The sequence below is a fragment of the Floridaenema flaviceps BLCC-F50 genome, assembly GCF_041929275.2.
GTDB classification, from domain to species: domain Bacteria; phylum Cyanobacteriota; class Cyanobacteriia; order Cyanobacteriales; family Aerosakkonemataceae; genus Floridanema; species Floridanema flaviceps.
This window is the reverse complement of sequence record NZ_JBHFNR020000001.1, coordinates 2242075-2263677: the sequence shown is the minus strand read 5'-3', so window position 1 is coordinate 2263677 and position 21603 is coordinate 2242075. Positions and strand designations below refer to the sequence as shown.

Annotated in this window: 19 protein-coding genes; 15 read left to right on the top strand and 4 right to left on the bottom strand. The window is 39.8% G+C overall.

Going from position 1 to position 21603, the window contains the following annotated elements:
- The first annotated feature begins 238 nt into the window (after positions 1-238).
- From ACE1CI_RS10780 to ACE1CI_RS10755, 6 genes are all read left to right on the top strand, one after another.
- On the top strand, positions 239-3424 hold the full coding sequence (locus tag ACE1CI_RS10780; RefSeq protein WP_413261061.1) for a WGR domain-containing protein: 3186 nt from the start codon (positions 239-241) through the stop codon (positions 3422-3424).
- 72 nt (positions 3425-3496) lie between these two features.
- A complete protein-coding gene (locus ACE1CI_RS10775; RefSeq protein ID WP_496615608.1) occupies positions 3497-3703 on the top strand; it encodes a type II toxin-antitoxin system HicA family toxin in 207 nt (68 codons plus the stop codon).
- Between the two features lie 14 nt (positions 3704-3717).
- Positions 3718-3942: a type II toxin-antitoxin system HicB family antitoxin gene (locus ACE1CI_RS10770; protein WP_413260102.1), complete on the top strand. Its 225-nt coding sequence runs from the start codon at positions 3718-3720 to the stop codon at positions 3940-3942.
- A gap of 39 nt (positions 3943-3981) precedes the next feature.
- Entirely contained in the window at positions 3982-5625 is a 1644-nt protein-coding gene (locus ACE1CI_RS10765) for an SWIM zinc finger family protein (protein WP_413261059.1), read from the top strand.
- Between the two features lie 284 nt (positions 5626-5909).
- Positions 5910-6806: a hypothetical protein gene (locus ACE1CI_RS10760; protein ID WP_413261058.1), complete on the top strand. Its 897-nt coding sequence runs from the start codon at positions 5910-5912 to the stop codon at positions 6804-6806.
- A 29-nt stretch (positions 6807-6835) separates the two neighbouring features.
- Complete coding sequence (locus ACE1CI_RS10755; RefSeq protein WP_413261057.1) at positions 6836-8257, top strand: reverse transcriptase family protein; 1422 nt, start codon at positions 6836-6838, stop codon at positions 8255-8257.
- 119 nt (positions 8258-8376) lie between these two features.
- Here ACE1CI_RS10755 and ACE1CI_RS10750 read toward each other — a convergent pair whose 3' ends face one another.
- Both ACE1CI_RS10750 and ACE1CI_RS10745 read right to left on the bottom strand, forming a co-directional pair.
- Positions 8377-8616 carry a hypothetical protein gene (locus ACE1CI_RS10750; protein WP_413263701.1) on the bottom strand — a complete coding sequence of 80 codons (240 nt, stop codon included), beginning with the start codon at positions 8614-8616 and terminating at the stop codon, positions 8377-8379.
- A 22-nt stretch (positions 8617-8638) separates the two neighbouring features.
- Positions 8639-8905, bottom strand: coding sequence for a hypothetical protein (locus ACE1CI_RS10745; RefSeq protein WP_413263702.1), 267 nt, complete (start codon positions 8903-8905; stop codon positions 8639-8641).
- A gap of 319 nt (positions 8906-9224) precedes the next feature.
- Here ACE1CI_RS10745 and ACE1CI_RS10740 point away from each other — a divergent pair, with 319 nt between their 5' ends.
- The gene (locus ACE1CI_RS10740) at positions 9225-9815 is read left to right on the top strand and encodes a hypothetical protein (RefSeq protein ID WP_496615395.1); all 591 of its coding nucleotides are present in this window, start codon (positions 9225-9227) and stop codon (positions 9813-9815) included.
- A 37-nt stretch (positions 9816-9852) separates the two neighbouring features.
- Here the strand turns inward: ACE1CI_RS10740 and ACE1CI_RS10735 are convergent, their stop codons facing one another.
- A complete protein-coding gene (locus ACE1CI_RS10735; protein ID WP_413263704.1) occupies positions 9853-10518 on the bottom strand; it encodes an HAD family hydrolase in 666 nt (221 codons plus the stop codon).
- Between the two features lie 195 nt (positions 10519-10713).
- On the opposite strand from ACE1CI_RS10735, the gene ACE1CI_RS10730 reads away from it, so the two are divergent.
- The 8 genes from ACE1CI_RS10730 to ACE1CI_RS10695 all read left to right on the top strand — a co-directional run bounded on the left by ACE1CI_RS10730 (position 10714) and on the right by ACE1CI_RS10695 (position 20564).
- Positions 10714-10887: a hypothetical protein gene (locus ACE1CI_RS10730; protein ID WP_413263705.1), complete on the top strand. Its 174-nt coding sequence runs from the start codon at positions 10714-10716 to the stop codon at positions 10885-10887.
- A 14-nt stretch (positions 10888-10901) separates the two neighbouring features.
- Positions 10902-11858 carry a glutathione S-transferase family protein gene (locus ACE1CI_RS10725; RefSeq protein ID WP_413263706.1) on the top strand — a complete coding sequence of 319 codons (957 nt, stop codon included), beginning with the start codon at positions 10902-10904 and terminating at the stop codon, positions 11856-11858.
- A 223-nt stretch (positions 11859-12081) separates the two neighbouring features.
- On the top strand, positions 12082-12726 hold the full coding sequence (locus ACE1CI_RS10720; protein ID WP_413263707.1) for a DUF3318 domain-containing protein: 645 nt from the start codon (positions 12082-12084) through the stop codon (positions 12724-12726).
- A 216-nt stretch (positions 12727-12942) separates the two neighbouring features.
- Positions 12943-14154 (top strand): nuclear transport factor 2 family protein, encoded by a 1212-nt coding sequence (locus tag ACE1CI_RS10715; protein WP_413263708.1) that lies wholly within the window; start codon positions 12943-12945, stop codon positions 14152-14154.
- Positions 14155-14447: 293 nt separating this feature from the next.
- Entirely contained in the window at positions 14448-14744 is a 297-nt protein-coding gene (locus tag ACE1CI_RS10710; RefSeq protein ID WP_413263709.1) for a hypothetical protein, read from the top strand.
- Between the two features lie 39 nt (positions 14745-14783).
- On the top strand, positions 14784-15263 hold the full coding sequence (locus tag ACE1CI_RS10705; protein ID WP_413263710.1) for a nuclear transport factor 2 family protein: 480 nt from the start codon (positions 14784-14786) through the stop codon (positions 15261-15263).
- Between the two features lie 239 nt (positions 15264-15502).
- Positions 15503-19063 (top strand): WD40 domain-containing protein, encoded by a 3561-nt coding sequence (locus tag ACE1CI_RS10700; protein ID WP_413263711.1) that lies wholly within the window; start codon positions 15503-15505, stop codon positions 19061-19063.
- A gap of 229 nt (positions 19064-19292) precedes the next feature.
- On the top strand, positions 19293-20564 hold the full coding sequence (locus ACE1CI_RS10695) for an aminotransferase class V-fold PLP-dependent enzyme (protein ID WP_413263712.1): 1272 nt from the start codon (positions 19293-19295) through the stop codon (positions 20562-20564).
- Between the two features lie 35 nt (positions 20565-20599).
- Here ACE1CI_RS10695 and ACE1CI_RS10690 read toward each other — a convergent pair whose 3' ends face one another.
- The gene (locus tag ACE1CI_RS10690; RefSeq protein ID WP_413263713.1) at positions 20600-21580 is read right to left on the bottom strand and encodes a TAXI family TRAP transporter solute-binding subunit; all 981 of its coding nucleotides are present in this window, start codon (positions 21578-21580) and stop codon (positions 20600-20602) included.
- Positions 21581-21603: the final 23 nt, after the last annotated feature.

Sequence of the window (21603 nt, the reverse complement as noted above, 5' to 3'; positions counted from 1 at the left end):
AGTTCTCCCCCTTGGTAAGGGAGACTTAGAATCCGGTTCCCCCTTTTGGTAAGGGAGACTTAGAATCCGGTTCCCCCCTTGGTAAGGGGGGTTAGGGGGGATCTAATCATCTGGCAACTTGCGTTACATTACATTGAATTAAATGTCTCTTTTCAGTCCTCTTCAGAGGACTTAAGCTATTAGCCAGGGGCTTGAGCCCCTGGCGGGATGGAAGATTTTCGACACAGGAAGAACCACGATGCAATTAATTAAGAGAACTACGCTTCATTACCAAGAAGGAACTTCCGACAAAGTTTATGAAGTCGATCTTTGTTTGGTTGGGAGCGATCGATACGTGGTAAACTTCCGCTACGGTCGCCGAGGCGCAAGCCTCAAAGAAGGAGTAAAAACCGAGCAACCAGTAACCTTAGCCCAAGCTGAAAAAGTTTTCGATAAACTAGTCAGCGAAAAGACCAAAAAAGGCTATCAAGATGTTAGCAGCACAATAGTTACTGAAACTACCGCACCAAAAACGCTTAATCCGCCAAATCCAGACTCACAAAAACAGGCAATTTTAACCCGACTCGCTGCACCATCTAACAAAAAGTGGCCCTTAGAAAGAGTAATTTGGCGTGCTGGAGAATTAAAAATTACCGAAGCAGTTCCCGAACTTTTAAAACTGATTGGAACAGGGGAACCTTTAAGAGATTATTGCATAGCTTGGGCATTGGGAAACTGTGGCGATCGCACAGCCTTACCCACCCTGAAAAACTTATACCAAAATCCCCAAAACCCCGAATTTGTGCGGCGAATTTCTTGGGAAGCAGCATTTAAACTTTCGGAGGAAACAGAAAAGGAGAATTTGCGATCGCAAAAAATAGCCGAACTACCTAAGCTATTACAAGAAACAGCTAAAAATGGTTCGGCAACAGAATTTGCCAACCTCTTAAAAGCATATCTACAGAGTTGCGATTACCAAGGTTTTGCCGTCCTCGATACAATCTACCAAATCAATAACGAAAATGTCCGTCCCGCACTTTTAGAAATTCTGCGAACCGCACCATTTAAACCGAACTATTTCAAACAAGTTCGCCATATTTTCAAAGTAGCCGAATATCGCTTAGATGCAGAAGTTTTCGGAATTATTGCTTACCGGGTTGAAAAAGAGAAAGCAAACTTCCGTAGCGATCGTCATTTAATAAATCTTTCCGAAGGCGAGCAATTGGTAAGATATGGCTACAAATACAACTCTAACACAAGACGATGGGATAAAGTCGATCGTGATGAAGTTCTAGAAGAATTAAAAAGCTCGAATTCAAGAATTGCTTATAGCAATTTCACCCGCCAATATTTGCAAAAAAGGCTCTGGCGAACTCTCCGGGAATTAGGAGAAATAGGCGATGATAATTATGTGAAAATGGCTGCAAGCATTCTCTTACAATATTCCGATCGAGATGCACAACCAGCGAAACAAATAAATTTTTCACGATGGCAAAGGTTCAACAATAATTGGCAAACCGTTACTATTAGTAAAAGCTGGGACATCTACGCTGGATATCTCACATTTAATCACATCCTTTATGAGAACAGCCACCGTTATGAATACAGAGAAAATAACAAAGCGTGGTTATGTAAAGAAAACTATAAACCAGGAGATCCAGAACCAAATGTACGGGAAGAAGCTTTTCCTAAACTTTGGGAACAACAACCCACAGAATTGTTAAACTTATTATTAGAAAGTAACTGCCAACCAGTACATCAATTCGCCATCAAAGCATTGCGCGAATGTTCTCAATTTTGCACAGAGTTAGACACAGCAACAATCATTAAATTACTGAATAAACCTTATGAAATCACAGCAAGATTTGCCTTTGAATTAGCCCAAAGGATTTACAACTCCGCTGCACCTAATTTAGAATTAGTTTTAGCCTTGGCAAGTTGTGTAATTCCTGAAGCAAGAACGGTTACATTTCGCTGGATTGAAGAAACAAGAGAACCCTTTCTCGCTGATGCTAATTTTATCACTGCTTTAGTTACTAATCCTTTTGCTGATACTCGCCAATTCGCCCGTCAACTCCTCAATTCTTCAATTCTGGATGAGAATGCAGCAAAATTTTTAATCGTTAAAATCATCACCGAAGTATTAGCATTACCCAACGATGCAGGAGAAAAAGCAAAAGACATCGCGGAAACTCTCCTAACTTGCTTTACTCCTCAGTTACGCACTTTGGGAATGTCAATTATTCAAGATTTACTGAGACATCCTGTATTAGAAGTGCAAGAATTAGGTGCAAGAATTCTCGTAAATCATGAAACATCAGCCGAAAATTTACCACCCGGATTAATCGATTCTTTAATAGTCTCACAATACGAATCAATTCGGGGACTTGGAATTAGAATTTTCGGGCAACTTCCCGACTCTACTTTATTAAATCAATATTCATTGCTGATGGCAATGGCAACTCACGAATTAGCAGATATTCGTAACGCCATTCGCCCAGTTATTCGCCGCCTCGCAGTAGATCATTCTGACTTCGCCGCTAGATTAGCAACGGAAATAATTGACGTTTTAATGACAGCAAAAACAAAAGAAGAAGTTTGTCAATATCTCGTCCGTTTCTTGAAGGAAGATTTACCAGAATGGATGACAAATATTAGCAAAGATACTGCTTTAAGATTGCTAAAAGCGAAATCTTCTGCAACTCAGGAATTAGCAGGTTATGTAATCATTGCCAATGCTGATAATTGGGCAGAAGAATTTGAGACAATGGAAATAGTTAAACTGGCGGATAATGAAATTTTAGCTGTGCGAGAAGCGGCGAGACAAATATTGCTAAAAAACTTGCCTCGCTTACGGGGAAATGAAGCAGAAATGCTATCTGGCGTGCGAATAGTCGAGAGTAAATGGGAAGATACTCAAGAATTTGGTTTTCGGTTGTTTAATACTTTCTTCACTGCGGAAGATTTGACTCCCAGCGTGTTAATTACTCTCTGCGATAGCATCAAAGAAGAAGTTCGCAGTTTTGGGCGAAACTTGGTAACTGGCTATTTTCAAGAAGCTGACGGACAAGAATATTTGCTGAAATTCAGCGAACACCCAGCAACAGATATGCAGTTATTTGTCACCAACTATTTGGAGAATTACGCTGTTAACGATCCCGAAAAATTGGAGGAATTAACACCTTATTTTATCACAGTTTTATCTTTGGTAAATCGGGGAAGCGTAGCGAAAAAACGCATTTTTGCTTTTTTGAATGGGGAGGCGCAAAAGAGTTTAGAAGCTGCTACCGTAGTAGCAGAAATCATGACCCGACAATCTGCAACAATGGTAATAGCTGATAAGGCAGCTGCGATCGAATGTATGGTAAACATCAAACGCACTTACCCCGATCTAGAATTACCAATTTTAGTCAAAGAATTTAAAACCGCAGAAGAACGGAGATAAAACTTATCTGTGTTTATCTGTGTTCATCTGTGGTCATCTGTGGTTAAAAATAGAGATTATGCGATCGCAAGTATGCCTAAAAAAATCAGAGAATTAAAAACTATGTTACGAAAAGCTGGGTTTACTTATAGTTCTGGCAAAGGTAGTCATACAAAATGGTATCACCCACTTTTACCTACGCCAATCACTTTATCAGGAAATGACGGAGATGATGCTAAACCATATCAAGAAAAAGATGTAAATAATGCCCTCCAACAAATAGAAGAAATACAAGAGTAATAGGAGAAACAAAAATGAATTATCGTTACACTATAGTTATTCAATGGTCTGATGAAGATCAATGTTATATTGTCAGTCTTCCAGAATGGGGAGAGTATTGTCATACTCATGGAGATAGCTATGAAGAAGCGCTCAAAAATGCTCAAGAAGTGTTAGAACTTTTAGTAGATACTTACACAGAAGATGGCAAACCTCTTCCCGAACCTATACAATTTGGTAAACCGCTTCAGTTAGTTTGAAATTATCTGATTTATAACAATACAAGGATAACAATTGCTATGGAAGTAAATTACGCTTACAAGGGAAGTACTGCTGTTGTGGATAGGGGCGATCGCACTCAGATGTCATTCTCCCCCGACACTAAGCGAGAACCTACCTTTTTCATCGGAGAATTGCGGCAAAACATCGCTTTTCGGGAAGCAATTAGCGCCTTACATGATGTGGTTGTTTCCGACTTACGTTTTAAACCAAAAGATAAAACTGCATATAAAGAATGGGCGGCAAAACAATTAGAAATTGACTGGCAACAAGTAGCAGTACAAAGGCAAGAAATAGTTAACCGAATGCAGGAATTGCAGACGGAATTGAAAGATTTGTACGGTAATCACTATCAACGCCTCAAACCATATTATGATGCAAGAGAAAAATTTCGCCAATACGTATTCCGCAAAAAATTAGACATTTACTTTCTCTTCGATCCAGTAATCACAGTTCACCCAGACGAAATATTTTTTGAATGTTTCAGCGTCGATGAATCTAGTTATGGGCGACTAGGCGCAAGTTACGAAGTCTTTAAAAATATCGATGAATTTGCTTGCGGAACAACTAATATTGATTACTCTCACGATTTGTACAACGAATTTCAGAAAATCCGCAATTACAAAACAACAAAATTAGAAGTCGATCCTTCCGGTTTTGAAGTTCAAACTACCAACGAAGAATCATTTAAAGAAGTCAAAATCGATTTACCAGATAGCTGGGTAAGGGGTTTTTTACAAGTAAGTTCCGCCATGTCTTTACCCGCAACAAAATTCGATTTACACCCAATGGATATTCACAATCTTTGTTTCGTTTTGCGGCGACATAAAGAAAAGAAAGGGCCAAGAGGAATGCGGTATCATTTAACACCCGGACAGCCTGTGCGGGTAGTTTTTGAACCTTGGAATATTGAGGTTGTGTGCTCCCGTTCTCCCTACTTGGGAAATGACGAACAGGTAATTCGCGTTTGGGGTCGTCGTCGCTTGCACATCTTGGAACGCCTGATCCCCATTGCGAAAAAGTTTACCGTTCACCTACTCGGTACGGGGATGCCTTCCTTTTACGTTGCAGATTTGGGCGATATGTCCTTTACCTTGGGTTTGTCGGGATGGACGAGTAACGATTGGGCGCAAGCGGGGAACTTTGACCTGATGGCACCTCGCGCCGAAGTGGATAACCTCACCAAACAGCAAATTTTCAATGCCCTTAAGCAAAATTGGGCAGAACCACCCGATGTGCTGGCTCGCCGTTTGAACTTAGACCGTTCTGTAGTTCTCGGTGCTTTAAGTAGTTATACGCAAGCTGGTAGTGCAATTTTTGACTTAAATAAGCAAGTATATCGAGTGCGGGAATTAAGTCGCGAACCGCTACCAATGGAGAAATTACGTTTTGCTAATGAAAGAGAGGAAAAAGCGACTCGTTTTTTAAGTCAAAATGCGGTCGAAGTTACTTCTTGCACAGGCGATGCTGCTAATGTTTTGGTTTTGCAAGGTGTGGTCAAAGATCAGGGACGAAAATATAATCCATCTTTGACGATCGACTCAGATCAGCGTATAATTCAAGCAGAATGTACCTGCAATTGGCACTTACAAAATAAGTTGTTCAAAGGCCCATGCGAACACATTTTGGCTTTAAGAACACATCATTCTCGTCAACGCAGGTAACATTCAAATGCGCTATACCAGTAGGCACCAACAGCCTTGCATTCTGGACAGTGGATCGCTGTCCTTGCGCTTAGTCCGCCCACGCATCACTAGCCCGCTCTTGACTGTGCCTAGTAGTAGGTACTATCGCTATTACGGTTTGGTTTCCGTGAAACTAATGAGCGATAGTACCTACACTAGGCTTGAGTTGAGCGATCTAGTCCTGAGATGTTTACGAAGGGGAAACCTACTGGTAATAGCGTTTTATTTTTTGCTTAATTCAATCAGTTTGGGTGGCAGAGGTTATGAGTAAACCAATTAAAATTCTGTTGCAAACTACTATTCCCACGACTGAAGATGATTGGAGTATTGCCCGTTTCTCGCTATTAAGTGATTATCTCGCCTCTGTCAAAGATGAAGCTGGAAATTATCTGTTTCAAGTAACAGCAAGAGATCGAGAATCTGATGCCCAAGGAAATGACCCAGTTTTAAGCAATTTGGGTAATTTGGATTTTGATGAACTGTGGTTATTTGCTGTTGATGTAGGCAATGGTTTAACCAAGCAAGATATTGCAGGCATTTCAGCATTTAATAAGCGTGGTGGGGGAATTTTAGCCACGCGAGATCATCAAGATTTAGGCTGTTCTATTTGCGAAATACCTACAGTTGGTGTTGCCCATTATTTCCAAACAAAAAACCCCGATCCAGATGAAACTCGGCGCTGTGTTGATGATATTTATACTACTTACATTTCTTGGCCTAACTATCATTCTGGACGCAACGGCGACTATCAAAAAATTACCCCTGTTGCACCCATTCACGAACTATTAAAAAATCCCGATTCGCCTTCAGGAATCATCGAATTTTTCCCCGCCCATCCCCATGAAGGTGCTGTGGGAGTTGCCCCAGATGCAACGAATGGAAAGGTAATTGCTATGGGTAAAAGTTTGGTTTCAGGGCGCACGTTTAACTTAGCTGTAGCTTTTGAAAGCGTCAAAGATTCTGAAGGAAATCAACTGGGGCGTGGAGTAGCAGAATCAACTTTTCACCATTTTTGTGATTACAATTGGGATGCGGATATGGGTTGTCCTAGCTTTGTGGATGAACCTCCGGGAAATACTATAAAAACCGAACCTCGTGCTTTGGAAGATGTGCATACTTATATGCGGAATTTGGCTTTGTGGCTGGCGCATAAAATGTAAATAAATCAGCTAAATTAATCTAAAATTATATGACTGATCAACAACCCAGAACTCGCCAAGAATTATACGATCGCATCCGCCAAACTTCCAGAGAAGAAGTGATTTTAGAAGAAATGATTCGCTTGGGATTTTGGCCCGCAGAAGGCGAATTACCAACTGATCCGGCTGATGAAATACGCAGACGTGGCGAAATAGAACGAGAACTTAATGAACTTTATCGCCTAAATCGCCAAATACATAATGAAACATATCTGAAAAAACAAGTTTACTTACAACGTTTAGAAGAATCAAAGCGAAAACGTCAGGAAAATAAAGAACGTCGGGAAAGGGAAAGACAAGAACGGGCGGAAGCTTGGCGACAAAGAAAAGCACAGGAAATTGTTTATTTAGGCGATCGCGTTTCTGCGGGATTAAACGATACTGAATACAATCAGGAAAGGCTGGAAAGTTACGGTTTAGCTGCTTATAATACCGCCCAAGAAATCGCCAATGCAATGGGAATTAGTGTGGGAGAATTGCGCTTTCTCGCCTTTTCTCGGAAAACTTCGCCAATTACTCATTATGTGCGCTTCAAAATACCGAAAAAAACGACTGGCGATCGTCTTATTTCCGCCCCTATGCCTCGCCTAAAAAAAGCCCAGCATTGGATACTAACTAATATACTGGAAAAAGTTCCCCTGCACAATGCTGCACATGGCTTTCGTCAAGGTTATTCTATTGTGACTAACGCCCAACCTCATATCGGTGCAGAAATTATTATTAATTTTGATTTAAAAGACTTCTTTCCCTCAATTTCCTACAAGCGAGTTAAAGGACTTTTCCAATCATTAGGTTACTCAGATATTGCAGCAACAATCTTTGGTTTAATTTGTACAGAACCGGAAGTTGCCGAAGTAGAATTAGATGGGAAAACTTATTATGTCGCACTTAGCGAAAGACATTTACCCCAAGGCGCACCCACGAGTCCAGCTATTACTAATATAATGTGTCGGAGACTCGATCGCCGTCTCGAACACATGGCAGAAAAATTGGGTTTTGTTTACACTCGCTACGCCGATGATTTAACCTTTTCCACTTCCGGCGAATTTAGCCGACATATATGTAATATTTTAAGACGTACTGAATCAATTGTCGATCACGAAGGGTTTGTAATTAATGAAGAGAAAACCCGCATCATGCGAAATACTAATCAGCAAGATGTAACCGGAGTGGTTGTTAACTCTAAACTCAACGTTGATAAAAAAACCTTAAAACGTTTTCGCGCCACTTTGTATCAAATTGAAAAAGATGGTTTAGATGGTAAACATTGGGGACATTCGGGAAATTTACTTGCTTCCATTCAAGGTTTTGCTAACTATGTTTCGATGATTAATCCTGAAAAGGGTGCAGAATTTCAGGCGCAAATTCAAAGGATTAAAGAGAAACATGGAAAACGCAAAAAATCTGTTTAATCCGCATTTCATCTAAGGTACGTTGTTGCGCTTCAGCGCCCTTCTGTAGCGCTGAAGCGCAACAACGTACCTAGAAATTAAATGGTGTGACATTTGTGTAAGTTCTGGGAGATTTTGAGTTATTTTTGTGCTTCAATTTCTTTAAGTAACATCTCATCAGAGTAGGATTTTTCCCAGTCGCCCTGAAGTTTGATCCGCACTGACTTTGCTCCACCACTGGGCGTACAAACTACCCAATAAGTATCATCTTCCCCTTTCACCTGCGCCGCATCTTGCTTTTCTTCATCGTTGGAAAGCCCAGAATAGGCTTGAACGCATTTCCAGGTGGTGTTGTTGCGATCGCTAATTTCTCGTTCCATAATTATTCCCTAAAATCTGTTTTTAAATACTAGTACTAGCCGCCCAAGCGTAAGTGATAATGCCTAACATCGTTACACCTGCAATGATTTCTAGACGCTCTGAACACCAAAGGTGCAGGCTATGCCACCAATAAGCTAAGGCTTCTCGACGCGCTTCACCGAGCTCTTTCATGAGTGTATGCACCTTAGTATCCACCTCTTCAATCGTAACTTCGCCCCTAGTGTAGGCAGCTTCCAACTCGTTTAACTTACGCCAGTATTCTTTGGTAGCTTCTTGAAGGTTGACCATGCTTGTTTAAAGAAATGTTTCCAATTATTAACTTCTGTAAACAAGTTAGCGATTTTGACCAAGTGATTTAGTCTATACACAGGTAGAAGCCTTGTCTGTAAATAGGTAGAACTTTGCTTTCCTATCTGTGTACCCTGCGGGAAAGCTACGCCTACATCTGTGGATATATGTGGTTAAAAACTCAGATTTCTAATTTTATATTAAGTCTTCAATTTTGACGTTAAAGAACTCTTTGAAATGTATTAGTCAAATTGATTATCTTAGCTTTTACTTAAGCTATACTAATTACTAAATCTACTGGAAACTTAGTAAATTATTTATGAGTGAAGATCGACTCGACAGAATTGAAACATTCTTAGAACGATTTATGTTAGTAAGTAATGAAAGAATGACTCGTGTAGAGGAGTTAATTACTGCGGAGTCAATAGCTGCAAGTAATGAAAGAATGACTCGTGTAGAGGAGTCAATAGTTGCAAGTAATGAAAGAATGACTCGTGTAGAGGAGTCAATAGCTGCAAGTAATGAAAGAATGACTCGTGTAGAGGAGTCAATAGCTGCAAGTAATGAAAGAATGACTCGTGTAGAGGAGTCAATAGCTGCAAGTAATGAAAGAATGACTCGTGTAGAGGAGTCAATAGCTGCGAGTAATGAAAGAATGACTCGTGTAGAGGAGTCAATAGCTGCGAGTACTGAACGCATAATTCTTCTGGAACGTGGTATTGGTGATTTACGTGCTTCTATCAGCGATTTGAGAGATATTATTGTTGGACATGAGAGACGAGTTATTAGGTTAGAAGGTAAAGAGGTAGATTGGTGGGGTGATTATATTACTTTAGCAGAGCGTATCCAAGTTTTAGAGGATTGGAAACGTCAGCAAGAGGGAAATAATAATCCATCTAACGGTAATTGAAGAGATGGGAAATAGCGATCGCTCCCTAACTTTTTTATCATAGAAGTTGCATTTCGTCAGTTATAAAACTCCACAAAGATAAATCAGTAAAATCGGGGATAACTTTAAACGCACCAAGATCGTAAAGCTTTTGTGGATCGTGAGTAGAAGCAATACCAATAGTGCGAATTCCTGCACCGACAGCAGAACGAATTCCCGAAGGAGAATCTTCAAAGGCTAAAGCTAAATCTGGAGTAATATTAAACCGTTCAAGTGCAAGTTTATATATAGCAGGATCGGGTTTTCCTTCTGTTACATCTTCTTCCGCTACAAATACAGTATCAAAGATTTCTGCTAATTCTAAAGTTGCTAACATAAAATCTACATTTTTGCGGGGTGCGTTGGTGACTAATCCTGTTTTTAACCCCTGTTCTTTTGTCCAAGCAAGGATTTTTTCTACTCCTGCTAAAGGTTTCAGTAAAGGTGCTAAGTCACGGAAACGTGCTTCTTTGTCTTCAGCAAATTTTTCACCTTCTTCTAAAGTTAAATGAGGCAAAATATCTTGAATAATAACCGGATTTAACCGCCCACTAATCCGACTTTGGTAAAAAGCTTCATCCATTTCTATGCCGTGATTTAATAACATTTCTTGCCAAGCTTGAAAATGCAAAGGGTCAGTATTTACCAAAGTTCCGTCTAAGTCAAATAAAATTGCAGCTAACATAATCCTTCAATTTTAGATTCGCAACTTATCATATCATGGTTCGTTGTGAACACTTTAGTGTTCCCTTGGATAAATTAAACGACTGAAGTCGTTACAACAAACGAATAAAAAATATCATCTTTTAGGGGGAAACGATCGCAAACCTTCCCCAGATACCCTGAATTTATAACTTTGTAATCTAACCAACATTAACCCATGAATAACCCACTAATCCGAATTGTACTGTTTGCTTTGTTACTCTTATTCCTGATTTATCCCTTTGGGGCTTTAAGCGGTATCATGCTTTTCCTGATTGGCGCAGTTTTTCTGTGGACAGTTTGGGGTATAGTAGAAGCGATCGCAGGTACAACTTCTGACGATCGATCTTAAACAAGGAGTTAACTATGGGCTTGGGTTTACTCGCTGACGGTCGATGGGTATCAGAACGAGAACAAGAAGACTCTCAAGGCAAATTTATTCGTCCTGCAACCACTTTCCGCAACCAAATTACAGCAGATGGTTCCAGCGGTTTTAAAGCAGAAGCTGGACGTTATCATTTATATATTTCTTGGGCTTGTCCGTGGGCACATCGCACCGCTATCATGCGGAAATTGAAAGGTTTAGAAGATGTAATTGGTCTTTCAGTTGTACACCCAATAATCGATCAAAATAGTTGGGAATTTTCTGATGAACCTGGATGTATTCCCGACACAGTGAATGGTGCCAATTATCTCTGGCAAATCTATCTAAAGTCAGATGCAAAATACGAGGGAAGGGTTACAGTTCCCGTACTTTGGGATAAGCAAACTGGGAAGATTGTAAATAATGAATCCCGTGAAATAATTAAGATATTTGATACGCAATTTCAAGATTTCGCTAAGTCAGATTGGAATTTTTATCCTGAGAATTTGCGGGGAGTAATTGACCAAACCATTGACAAGATTTACCAACCAATTAATAATGGCGTTTATCGCGCCGGATTCGCCACTAGTCAAGCCGCTTACGAAGAGGGAGTAACCGATTTATTTAACGCCCTTGACTATTGGAACGAAGTATTAGGAAAACAAAGGTATTTGTGTGGAGAACAAATCACCGAAGCTGACTGGTGTATGTTCACTACTTTATTGCGTTTTGACCCGGTTTACTACGGGCATTTTAAGTGCAACTTACGCCATATTTGGGATTATTCAAACCTGTGGAATTACCTGAAAGAACTTTACCAAATTCCCGGAGTCAAAGAAACTTGCAATCTTGACCACATTAAGCGGCATTATTACATCAGTCACAACAAAATTAACCCGACTCGCATCGTTCCCAAAGGGCCAATTATTGACCTTGACTCACCGCACGATCGGGGTTAAGGTGCAGAGGGGCAGAGGGGCAGAGGGGCAGAGGGGCAGAGGGGCAGAGGGGCAGAGGGGCAGAGGGGCAGGGGAAAAAAAGAAAATCGAAAATCGAAAATCAAAAATCGAAAATTTCCCAGTCCCCAGTACCTAGTCCCCAATCACCAATCCCGCACATTACGAGGTATACTCCAAAAAGAGAGCCTTTATTATTTGCTGGTAATTTCCTGGGGCTGGAATTATGACATCCTATGTAACCTCCTCTGCTAGATCCGAAATGAGTGAATTGCGGCGTTTGAAGAGTCTGTTGCCGCCAGAAATGCAGAGTTGGGTCACGGTTGAGGGAACGACTGAAATCAATCCACCCCTGATCCGCTGTGAAGAAATCGGTAAAGATCAGGTAGAGATTCAAATTGATTTGGTGCGCTGGGATCAACTGGCGTTAGATCAGCGCAATTTGGTGTTTTGGCACGAAGTTGCTCGCATTCAAAACGATACTATCCCGAAAGATGGTTGGGAAATGGCGGCGTTAGCGATCGGTTTAGGTGGCGCTGTCGGTGAACTTTGGGTACAAGATGGTTTGTTGTTATTGTTAGCGTTGGCGCTGTGCGGTGTTTCTGGTTGGAGATTGTATCAGAAGAACAACGGAGAACGCACAATTAAAGAAGCGATCGATGCTGATGAAAAAGCGATCGCCCTCGCCACCCGCTTTGGGTACACACTCCCCAACGCCTACAAGAGTTTAGGTAGTGCTTTAAAAACTCTGCTCGATCAAAGCAACAACAAGCGCCAACGCAGTCGCTACGAAGCCAGACTGCAAGCTTTAAAACGTAGCGCCAACAAAGCAAAAGCTAAAGCAAAAGCTGAACGTGGTGAAGAGTTTTAGGGACTAGGGACTAGCGACTGGGGACGGAGGACTGGGAAATTTTAGATTTTCTTTTCTCTCCTCTGCCCCTCTGCCCCTCTGCCCCTCTGCCCCCCTGCCCCCCTGCCCTCTGCCTTCCAAATACCTGAACTTTAACAGAACTTTAGCTGTACTTTCCTGTAACGACAAGGACTCCTGCATCAACGAAACTGAGATTAGTTGCAAGGAGTCTTCATTATGTCACTACTTATTGATAAGCAAGTTGCCAATTCATTAAACGGTAAAAATACTAAATCCAGCCTCAGCCAATATTTGCAAGGAGTGCAACATTTTGGCATTACCGTTGATGACATGGAAAAAGCTTTGGAATTTTATGTGGGTATTTTAGGGGGGAAAGTTGCGATCGGCGGTAATGGATTTTACGGCGAAGATTTGCAAAACTTGATGTTTCAAAAAGAACAATTAGAAGCAATTGAAAAAGGTATCAACCCCAAATGTATCGGTGTTCCCAACATCCTGAATGGTGCGGAAGAAGCTTTAGATGTGCGATTCATTTCCTTTGGTAATACCTGTGTTGAAGTCATCCATTTTCGCGATGCCAAACTAAACTACAAAGCCCCAAATATTTTCGCCAAAATTCCTTCTTCTGTCGGTTATGCCAACGTACCACACATCTCTTTTCACGTCAAAGATGATGTGGATTTGAATGAATTTGCTAAGTTGTTAGAAGAAGAATGTCAAAAGCGAGGTTTGACTGAAGTTGTAGTGAACAAAATCATCACAGTTAACTCGGAAGCAGAGAGAAGAAAAGCGGGATTGCACTACGCGAAAACCGTTTTTCCTCCCGGAGAATTCGACGGTTGGGCATTATTTTACTGCAAAGGGCCAAATGGTGAGCAATTAGAATTTAATCAAGTAACTCGTACAACTTTGGCTAATTTTAAAAGAGCACAACAAGAGTACAACCAAGAAGTAGGCAGAGACTTTGTTTGGGCTTCTGATGCTGTGCCAGGTAACGCATCTTTTAATAATAGCAATGGTAATTGGGAATGGCCTCATACAAAAAAATGGCCTAAATTCTCTGGTTCCAAAATCGACATTCTCAAGCAATTATTCCTAGCTGGAGAAGCGATGAATATTAACAACTTCGTGCAGTTTTTCACTGATGATGCTGTTTATCAATTCGGTAATTTTCCTGTTGTTTACGGACATCAAGGAATCAAAGATTCTTCAATGGCATTTTTGGAAAAATGCGAAGGATTGCATCATCATTTAACAAATATGTGGCAACTTTCGGAAGAATTAGTGATTGTAGAAATGGAAAATACTTATGTTCGTCATGATGGGAAAATTATTACTTTGCCTTGTGGTGATACTGTACGCTTCCGAGGCGACAAAATTTGTGAAATGAGAATTTACATGGATATTGCACCGCTATTTTCCGAATAAATTTCAGTTCGTTGTATCGACTTTAGTCGTAGCAGGACTGAAGTCCCTACAACGAACCTGTTTGTAGTATCGACTTTAGTCGTAGCAGGACTGAAGTCCCTACAACGAACCTGTTTGTAGTATCGACTTTAGTCGTAGTAGGACTGAAGTCCCTACAACGAACCTGTTTGTAGTATCGACTTTAGTCGTAGCAGGACTGAAGTCCCTACAACGAACCTGTTTGTAGTATCGACTTTAGTCGTAGTAGGACTGAAGTCCCTACAACGAACCTGCTTTCTACGAGTGATTTAACCATGAAAACTGAACAGCTATCTTACCAAGAATTAGAGTTGATTGAAATTTCTCCATCTAAATTTCAACAATTCAAAATCAAATACTTTTCTTGGTTGAGTAAATTCTGGAATTTTATAGTTGAATGTTGCATAAGAGAACCAGAATTAAAAATTGTTGAACAAAAAGACGGTGCAGGTAACATCTGTTATTATATTCACGATCCATTGACAGATCGATCGTTTTACTGTGCTTCAGAACAAGAGGTGTTAATTTGGTTGGAACAGCGTTATTACCAAGGAAACATCAATGGTTTTTAGTCACATCTAATTTACCTGATTGAGTCAGGAGGAAATCCAATGAATGCAACACAAAATCCCACAGAAGTAGCTTTTGAAGTTCGCGATCGATTAGAAATAGCCGATGCTGTATATCGCTTTGTTGCAGGTATTGACTTTAGCGATGAGGAATTGTTTGTCTCTGCATTTGCGCCAGATGCTATTGTTGATGTGACATCAAATAATAAAATGTGGGGAACTGATTATCCAATTTTTGAAGGGCGCGATCTGATTCTTCAAGTATTTAAAAATTCGGTCTTTTCGCTTGATACAACGCACGCTGTCAGCAATCCTCGCACAAAAATAAATGGCGATACGGCAACGCTTCATACTATTACGGAAGCGCAACATTTTCCTCCTGGCGATCGCACCAGACACTGCTTGATCAAAAGCCATTATCATGTAAATCTTGTGCGCGATCGCGATCGTTGGGTAATCGCTAAGTTAGTCATCAATAGTGTTTGGTTTACTGGCGATCCAAACATTTTAATTGGGAAATAATTAGCGAATCTGTCTTTTGGTAGTTGCGATCGCCAATCTAATCATTAATCAAATAAGTTTGCGCCTCAACTCAACTTTTAGCGATAATTACGGTACGACCATGTAAACTCAGATCTTGCACTCCTGGAGGTAGAACCTCCGAGATCCTCGTTCCCAGGTTCAACCTGGGAACGAAGAATGGAGGTTCTGCCTCTTGGTGCAAGGTCTGAGTAAACCGTAATTATGGAAATCCTCGACCCATGATGGAATTTGAGGAAGGCTTAAAAGTTGCAGATGAGGCGTTTTTTATTAGCGTCGGTAGGAGATTAACAGAGGTAGAAATTGCCATTTTACGAGGTTCTTGGCAAGGTCAAACTTATGAACAAATTTCCGATGTTAGTAGCTATTCTGTCAGTTATCTGAAGCGAGATATTGGGCCAAAATTGTGGAAATTGCTTTCGGAAGCGTTGGGTGAGGAAGTGAGTAAAAGCAATTTTCGACCAGCTTTAGAACGGAAATGGCGATCGCTTTTAACCACACCAATAGTAACAGATTCTCCTGTCAACAATCCCCGTCAAGATTGGGGCGAAGCAATTGATGTGTCTATTTTTTATGGTCGAAATCCTGAATTATCCACATTATCGCAATGGATTTTACAAGATAAATGCCGATTAATTTGTTTATTAGGAATGGGAGGCATCGGAAAAACTGCTTTATCAGTAAAGTTAGCCCAGCAAATTAAAGATGAATTTGATTATATAATTTGGCGCAGTCTTCGCAATGCACCACCTTTAGAAAATTTGCTGAATGAGTTAGTTTTGTTTCTCTCCAATCAGCAGGATAACAAAGCAGAATTATGTCGATTGATGCAATATTTGCGTTCTCATCGTTGTTTGGTCATTTTGGATAATTTAGAAACAATTTTAAATGCTAATCGGGCTGGATATTATCGATCGGGGTATGAAAATTATGGCGAATTGCTGCAAGTAATTGGGGAAACTCCACATTCAAGTTGTGTAATTCTTACTAGTCGGGAAAAACCTGCTGAAATTGCTACCTTTGAAGGAGTAGAATTAGCAGTACGTTCCTTTAGATTAAATGGATTGCAAGCAGAAGCGGAACAATTATTTACTGCTAAAGGTTTATTTGGTTCCGATGCTGATAAACAAAGATTGATTGAATGCTATGGGGGAAATCCTTTAGCTTTAAAAATTGTTTCTACTTCGATTCAAGACTTATTTGATGGCAATATCAGCGAATTTTTAGCCCAAGATACACCCCTTTTTAATGGTGTGCGTCGGCTTTTGGATCAGCAATTTAGCCGTCTTTCTGCTAACGAACAAACGGTCATGTATTGGTTGGCAATTAATCGAGAATGGACGACTGTTTCCGAGTTATACGAAGATATTTTACCGCCTATTTCTCGCGCTAAATTGTTGGAAACATTGGAAGCTTTAAGTTGGCGTAACTTAATTGAAAAACAATCAGGTAGCTATACTCAACAACCTGTAGTTATGGAGTATGTTAGCGATCGCCTAACCGAAAGCATAGCTGAAGAACTCCTCACCAAAAAACTCTCGCTATTCATTAATTATGCACTGCTAAAAACCAACGTCAAAGATTACATTGGAGAAAGCCAAATTCGCCTCATCTTAGAACCAGTTGTTAATAAACTTTCTACCTATTTAACTAGTAAAACAGCAGTAGAACAACTCTTAAAGCAAATTCTTGAATTATTAAAATCTCACGAAAAAGGCTCATTCGGTTATAGTTGTGGAAATCTAATTAACCTGTTTCGTCACTTAGAAACTGATTTAACAAGTTATGATTTTTCTAATTTAGAATTTTGCCAAGCTTATCTTTTAGATGTCAATTTGCACAACGTTAATTTCAGCAATTGTAACTTTCATAAATCAATTTTTAATCAAGCTTTCGGCAGTATTGTATCTGTTGATTTTAGTCCTAATGGTAAACTAGTGGCGAGTGGCGATGCTACAGGCGAACTTTATCTTTGGTCGCTCGATCGTGCTCTCAATTCTGCAAGTAATTTTTGTCAACCTTTATTAACATTGAAAGGACATAGTAGCTGGGTTTGGTCAATAGATTTTAGTCCTTCAGGTCAGATAATTGCTAGTTGTGGTGAAGACCAAACTATTAGAATTTGGGACGTTTCTACAGGCGAGTGTTTACGAATTTTACAGGGTCATACAAGTGTAATTTTGTCCGTTTCTTTTAGTCCTGATGGTCAACTTCTCGCTACTAGTAGTGGAGATGCTACTGTGAAAATTTGGGATATTAATACAGGAAATTGTTTGCATACTTTTTCGGGAAATACTAATCAAAACCGTACTGTTGCTATTAGTCCTAATGGTCAATTAGTCGCCAGTGGTAGTGCCGACCAAACTATGAGAATTTGGGATATTAAGACTGGTGGACTATTGAAAGTTTTAACAGGACATCAGGGACAAGTTTGGACGATCGACTTTCATCCAAATGGTAAATTAATTGCTAGTGGTAGTCACGACCAAACTGTTAGAATTTGGGATGTTAATACAGGTGAGTGTTTAAAAATTTTGCAAGGACATCAGGGACAAGTTTGGTCAGTTGCTTTTAGTCCTGATGGAAAAAGTCTTGCTAGTGGTAGTGGCGATCGCACAATCAAAATCTGGCAAGTTGAAACAGGTCAATGTTTGAAAACTTTCCGCGCCCATACTAACTTAATTTGGTCAGTTGCTTTTAGTCCTGATGGGAGAACGATCGCTAGTGGTAGTGAAGATCAAACAATGAAACTCTGGGATGTGCAAACAGGTCAACTATTAAGATGTTTCCAAGGTTATGCTATTCAAATTTGGTCAGTTTGTTTTAGTCCCAATGATGAAATGTTAGCTAGTTGTGGCACAGATTCAACTATTAGAATTTGGAATTATCATACAGGTGAATGTCTGAAAACTTTGCAAAAGAAATATACTAGTTGGATGGTGTGTCTTGCTTTCAGTCCTAACGGTAAAATTATGGTTAGTGGTAGTGCTGATTGTCAGATTAGAATTTGGGATGTTAATACAGGTGAATGCTTACACAATTTGTCGGGACATACTAGCTGGGTAACTTCTGTAGCTTTTAGCCCCGATGGTCAATATTTAGCTACTAGCAGTATGGATCAAACTATTAAAATTTGGCAGGTTGCTACTAATAAATGTGTCAAAGATTGGCAGGTACACACAAATTGGATTTGGTCAGTTTCTTGGAGTCCCGATGGTCAAAAATTGGCTAGTGGTAGTTTAGATAAAATAGTGAAAATTTTGGATGCCAATACAGGTGAATGTTTGAAAACTTTTTCCGGTCATACTAATTGGGTTTGGTCGGCAGTTTTCAGTCCAGATGGTAAATTATTAGCTAGTAGTAGCAGCGATCAAACTGTCAGAATATGGGATATAAATAGCGGAGAAGCTTTAAAAGTTTTTCACGGGCATACTAATCAAATATTTGGGGTAAGATTTAGTCCTGATGGTAAAGTAATTGCTAGTGCTAGTACCGATCAAACAGTGAGAATTTGGGATGTTGATACAGGTGAATGTATAAAAGTTTTGCCAGGACATACCAATCAAATACGTTCACTTGCTTTTTCTGTTGGGGGAAATGCGATCGCCAGTGGCAGCGCCGACGGAACTATTAAAATTTGGGATGTGCAAACAGGTGAATGTTTAAGAACTTTACAGGCAAAAAGACCTTATGAAGGGATGAATATTACCGGAATTACTGGGTTAAATGAAGCAGAAAAAGCTACACTAAAAGCTTTAGGTGCGAAAGTTTATTCTTCCTAAAGCTATCTTATTTAATTTGTAAATAAGATTTTTTTTGAACCACGAAGACACGAAGGACACGAAGGAAGAAGAAGGAAGAGGATTTTGTTTGATTTACTATAACAGTCCTAAATTATTTATCCAACAGTTTTTCTTTCTTTCTCTTTCTTTCGTGTCCTTCGTGTCTTCGTGGTTTAAAAAAATCTTTAAAACAGCTAAACTAACAAATAATTAATTACAGGTACTATCTATGCCTTGGAGTCGCAGAAATTTCCTTTTTTCCGCAGGGTTAGGCGCAACTGTCACTACTCTTGCTAACAGCATTCACAGTGATAAGACCTCAGCAGCAGAAAGTTTTGTCAGTTGGGGAAATGTTCGCAGTTACTTCAATCTTGACCCTAATTATATTCATGTTGCGGGACTTTTAATTGCTTCCCATCCTTTACCAGTTCACAATGCAATTGAAGCACATCGTAGCGCCCTTAATGAAAATCCTGCCGTTTATGTACAAGAAAATAGTCCTCGTTTAGCAGCAGCAGTACGCCAAGCTGCGGCAAATTATATGGCTGTACAACCGAATGATATTGCTATTACCGACAGTACCACAATGGGAACGGGATTAGTAATTAATGGGTTGGAGATTCGCCCAGATCAAGAAATGCTCATCAGCGAATCTGATTATTATTCAACTCGTGAATCTTTGCGTTACAAAGCGGCGAGAACTGGCGCAACAATTCAAACAATTCCGCTGTTTCGAGACCTTAACACTGTTTCGGAAGCAGAAATAGTTGATAGTTTAATTAAGGCAATTCGTCCTCAAACAAGGTTAGTAACAGCAACTTGGGTGCATTCTAGCACTGGATTAAAAGTACCAGTTAGGCAAATTGCGGATAGATTAGCTGAGATTAATTCTAATCGAGGAGAGAGCGATCGCATAATTTTTTTCGTTGATGGAGTGCATGGTTTCGGTGTAGAAAATGTCACCATGAATGACTTAAATTGTGATTTCTTTAGCGCCGGAACTCATAAATGGATGTTCGCGCCTCGTGGTACAGGAATAATTTGGGGAAATCCTCGCTCTCAAGCAGCAGTTACTCCGACAATTCCCAGCTTTTCTAGAGGTGCAGGTTGGGGTGGTTTAATGTCACCTGGAGGTTACAAACCCTTTGAACATTTATGGGCGATGGCGCAAGCTTTTGAATTCCATCAACAATTAGGAAAAGCCCAAATTACCGCACATATTCATAAACTTAGCCAACAATTAAAAGAGGGATTGGCGAAAATGTCTCACGTCATTCTTTACACTCCAATGAGTCAAAATCTTTCTGCGGGAATTGTCTGTTTTGATATTAATGGAATGACTCCAGCGCAAGTAGTAGAACAACTGCGACAACGTAATATTATTGCCACTAAAACGCCCTATTCTCCATCCCACGCCCGCCTAACTCCGGGAATTTATAACACTCCTGAACAAATGGAACAGGTATTAAAGGCAATTTCTGAATTAAAAACCACAGTTTAATCGGAAATTACCTTTAACTAAATTCATCCTACCAATTAAGATTCTTCTAAAAACTTTTTCACTCCCGGATGATAATTTAATCCGGCTTTAACCTGACTTTTGGCTTTGGCAATACTAAACTGATTCCAAAAAGTATCTTTACCTTTTAAAGTCGCGCCTTTAGGATAAACAGCTTTAGCTAAATTGTAAGCTTTTTGGGGTTCCAGAGATTTGTTGATATAAAGAAAAGAAGAAGTGGAAATAGTATCAACTTCTTGGTCTTGCCAAGGATAAGTTTTTGCTGGAATTTTGATCGGTGAATAGGAAACAGTATCTGCCCCTAACTCTTTTTGATTCTCTTGGAAAAATTGTCGATCGATCGCAAGTAATTTAAGTTTTTTGCCTTGTTGAGCATTAATTTGTTTGAGTAAAGGTGCGCCAACAACAGCAGTGTAAAAAGCTGCATCAAGTTCTCCCTTACTTACCTTTTCAATACCTTCTGAAACTTCCATTGGGATAATTTGTTCAGTAGTTACATCCAAATCACTAATTTGATAAATCAAAACTGCACTAATATAAGTTCCTGATTTTTCAGGTCCCACTGCTACTCGTTTACCAGCTAAATCTTTCACATTTTTGATCTTAGAAGCAGGATTGACAAGTATGTGAATAGCTTCATTATTTATCGGAGCAAAAACATTAATATTATTTGCCAATTGAGCTAAATTTTGATCGGTTAAATTGCGAAGTAGTAACATCGCATCTTGTTGAGCAAATGCTAAATCAGAAGCACCTTTTCCTAATTGTTCCAGATTTTCTGATGAACCAGAAGATTCCTTAATATTGAGAGAAAATCCGCTACCTTTGAGACTGTTTTGCAATTCAGTAGCAGCTTGATAATAGAAACTATTGTTACCAGCTGTGAGAATAGATATAACTTCCTGTGCAGTTACAGATTTTTCTAGCACAGAATTGCCCAATATTAGCATTAACGCAGTAAATAGTACTACAAATGAAAGTCGTAGCAATTTTTTCATTAGAACAACCCAGTTAGTGAAAT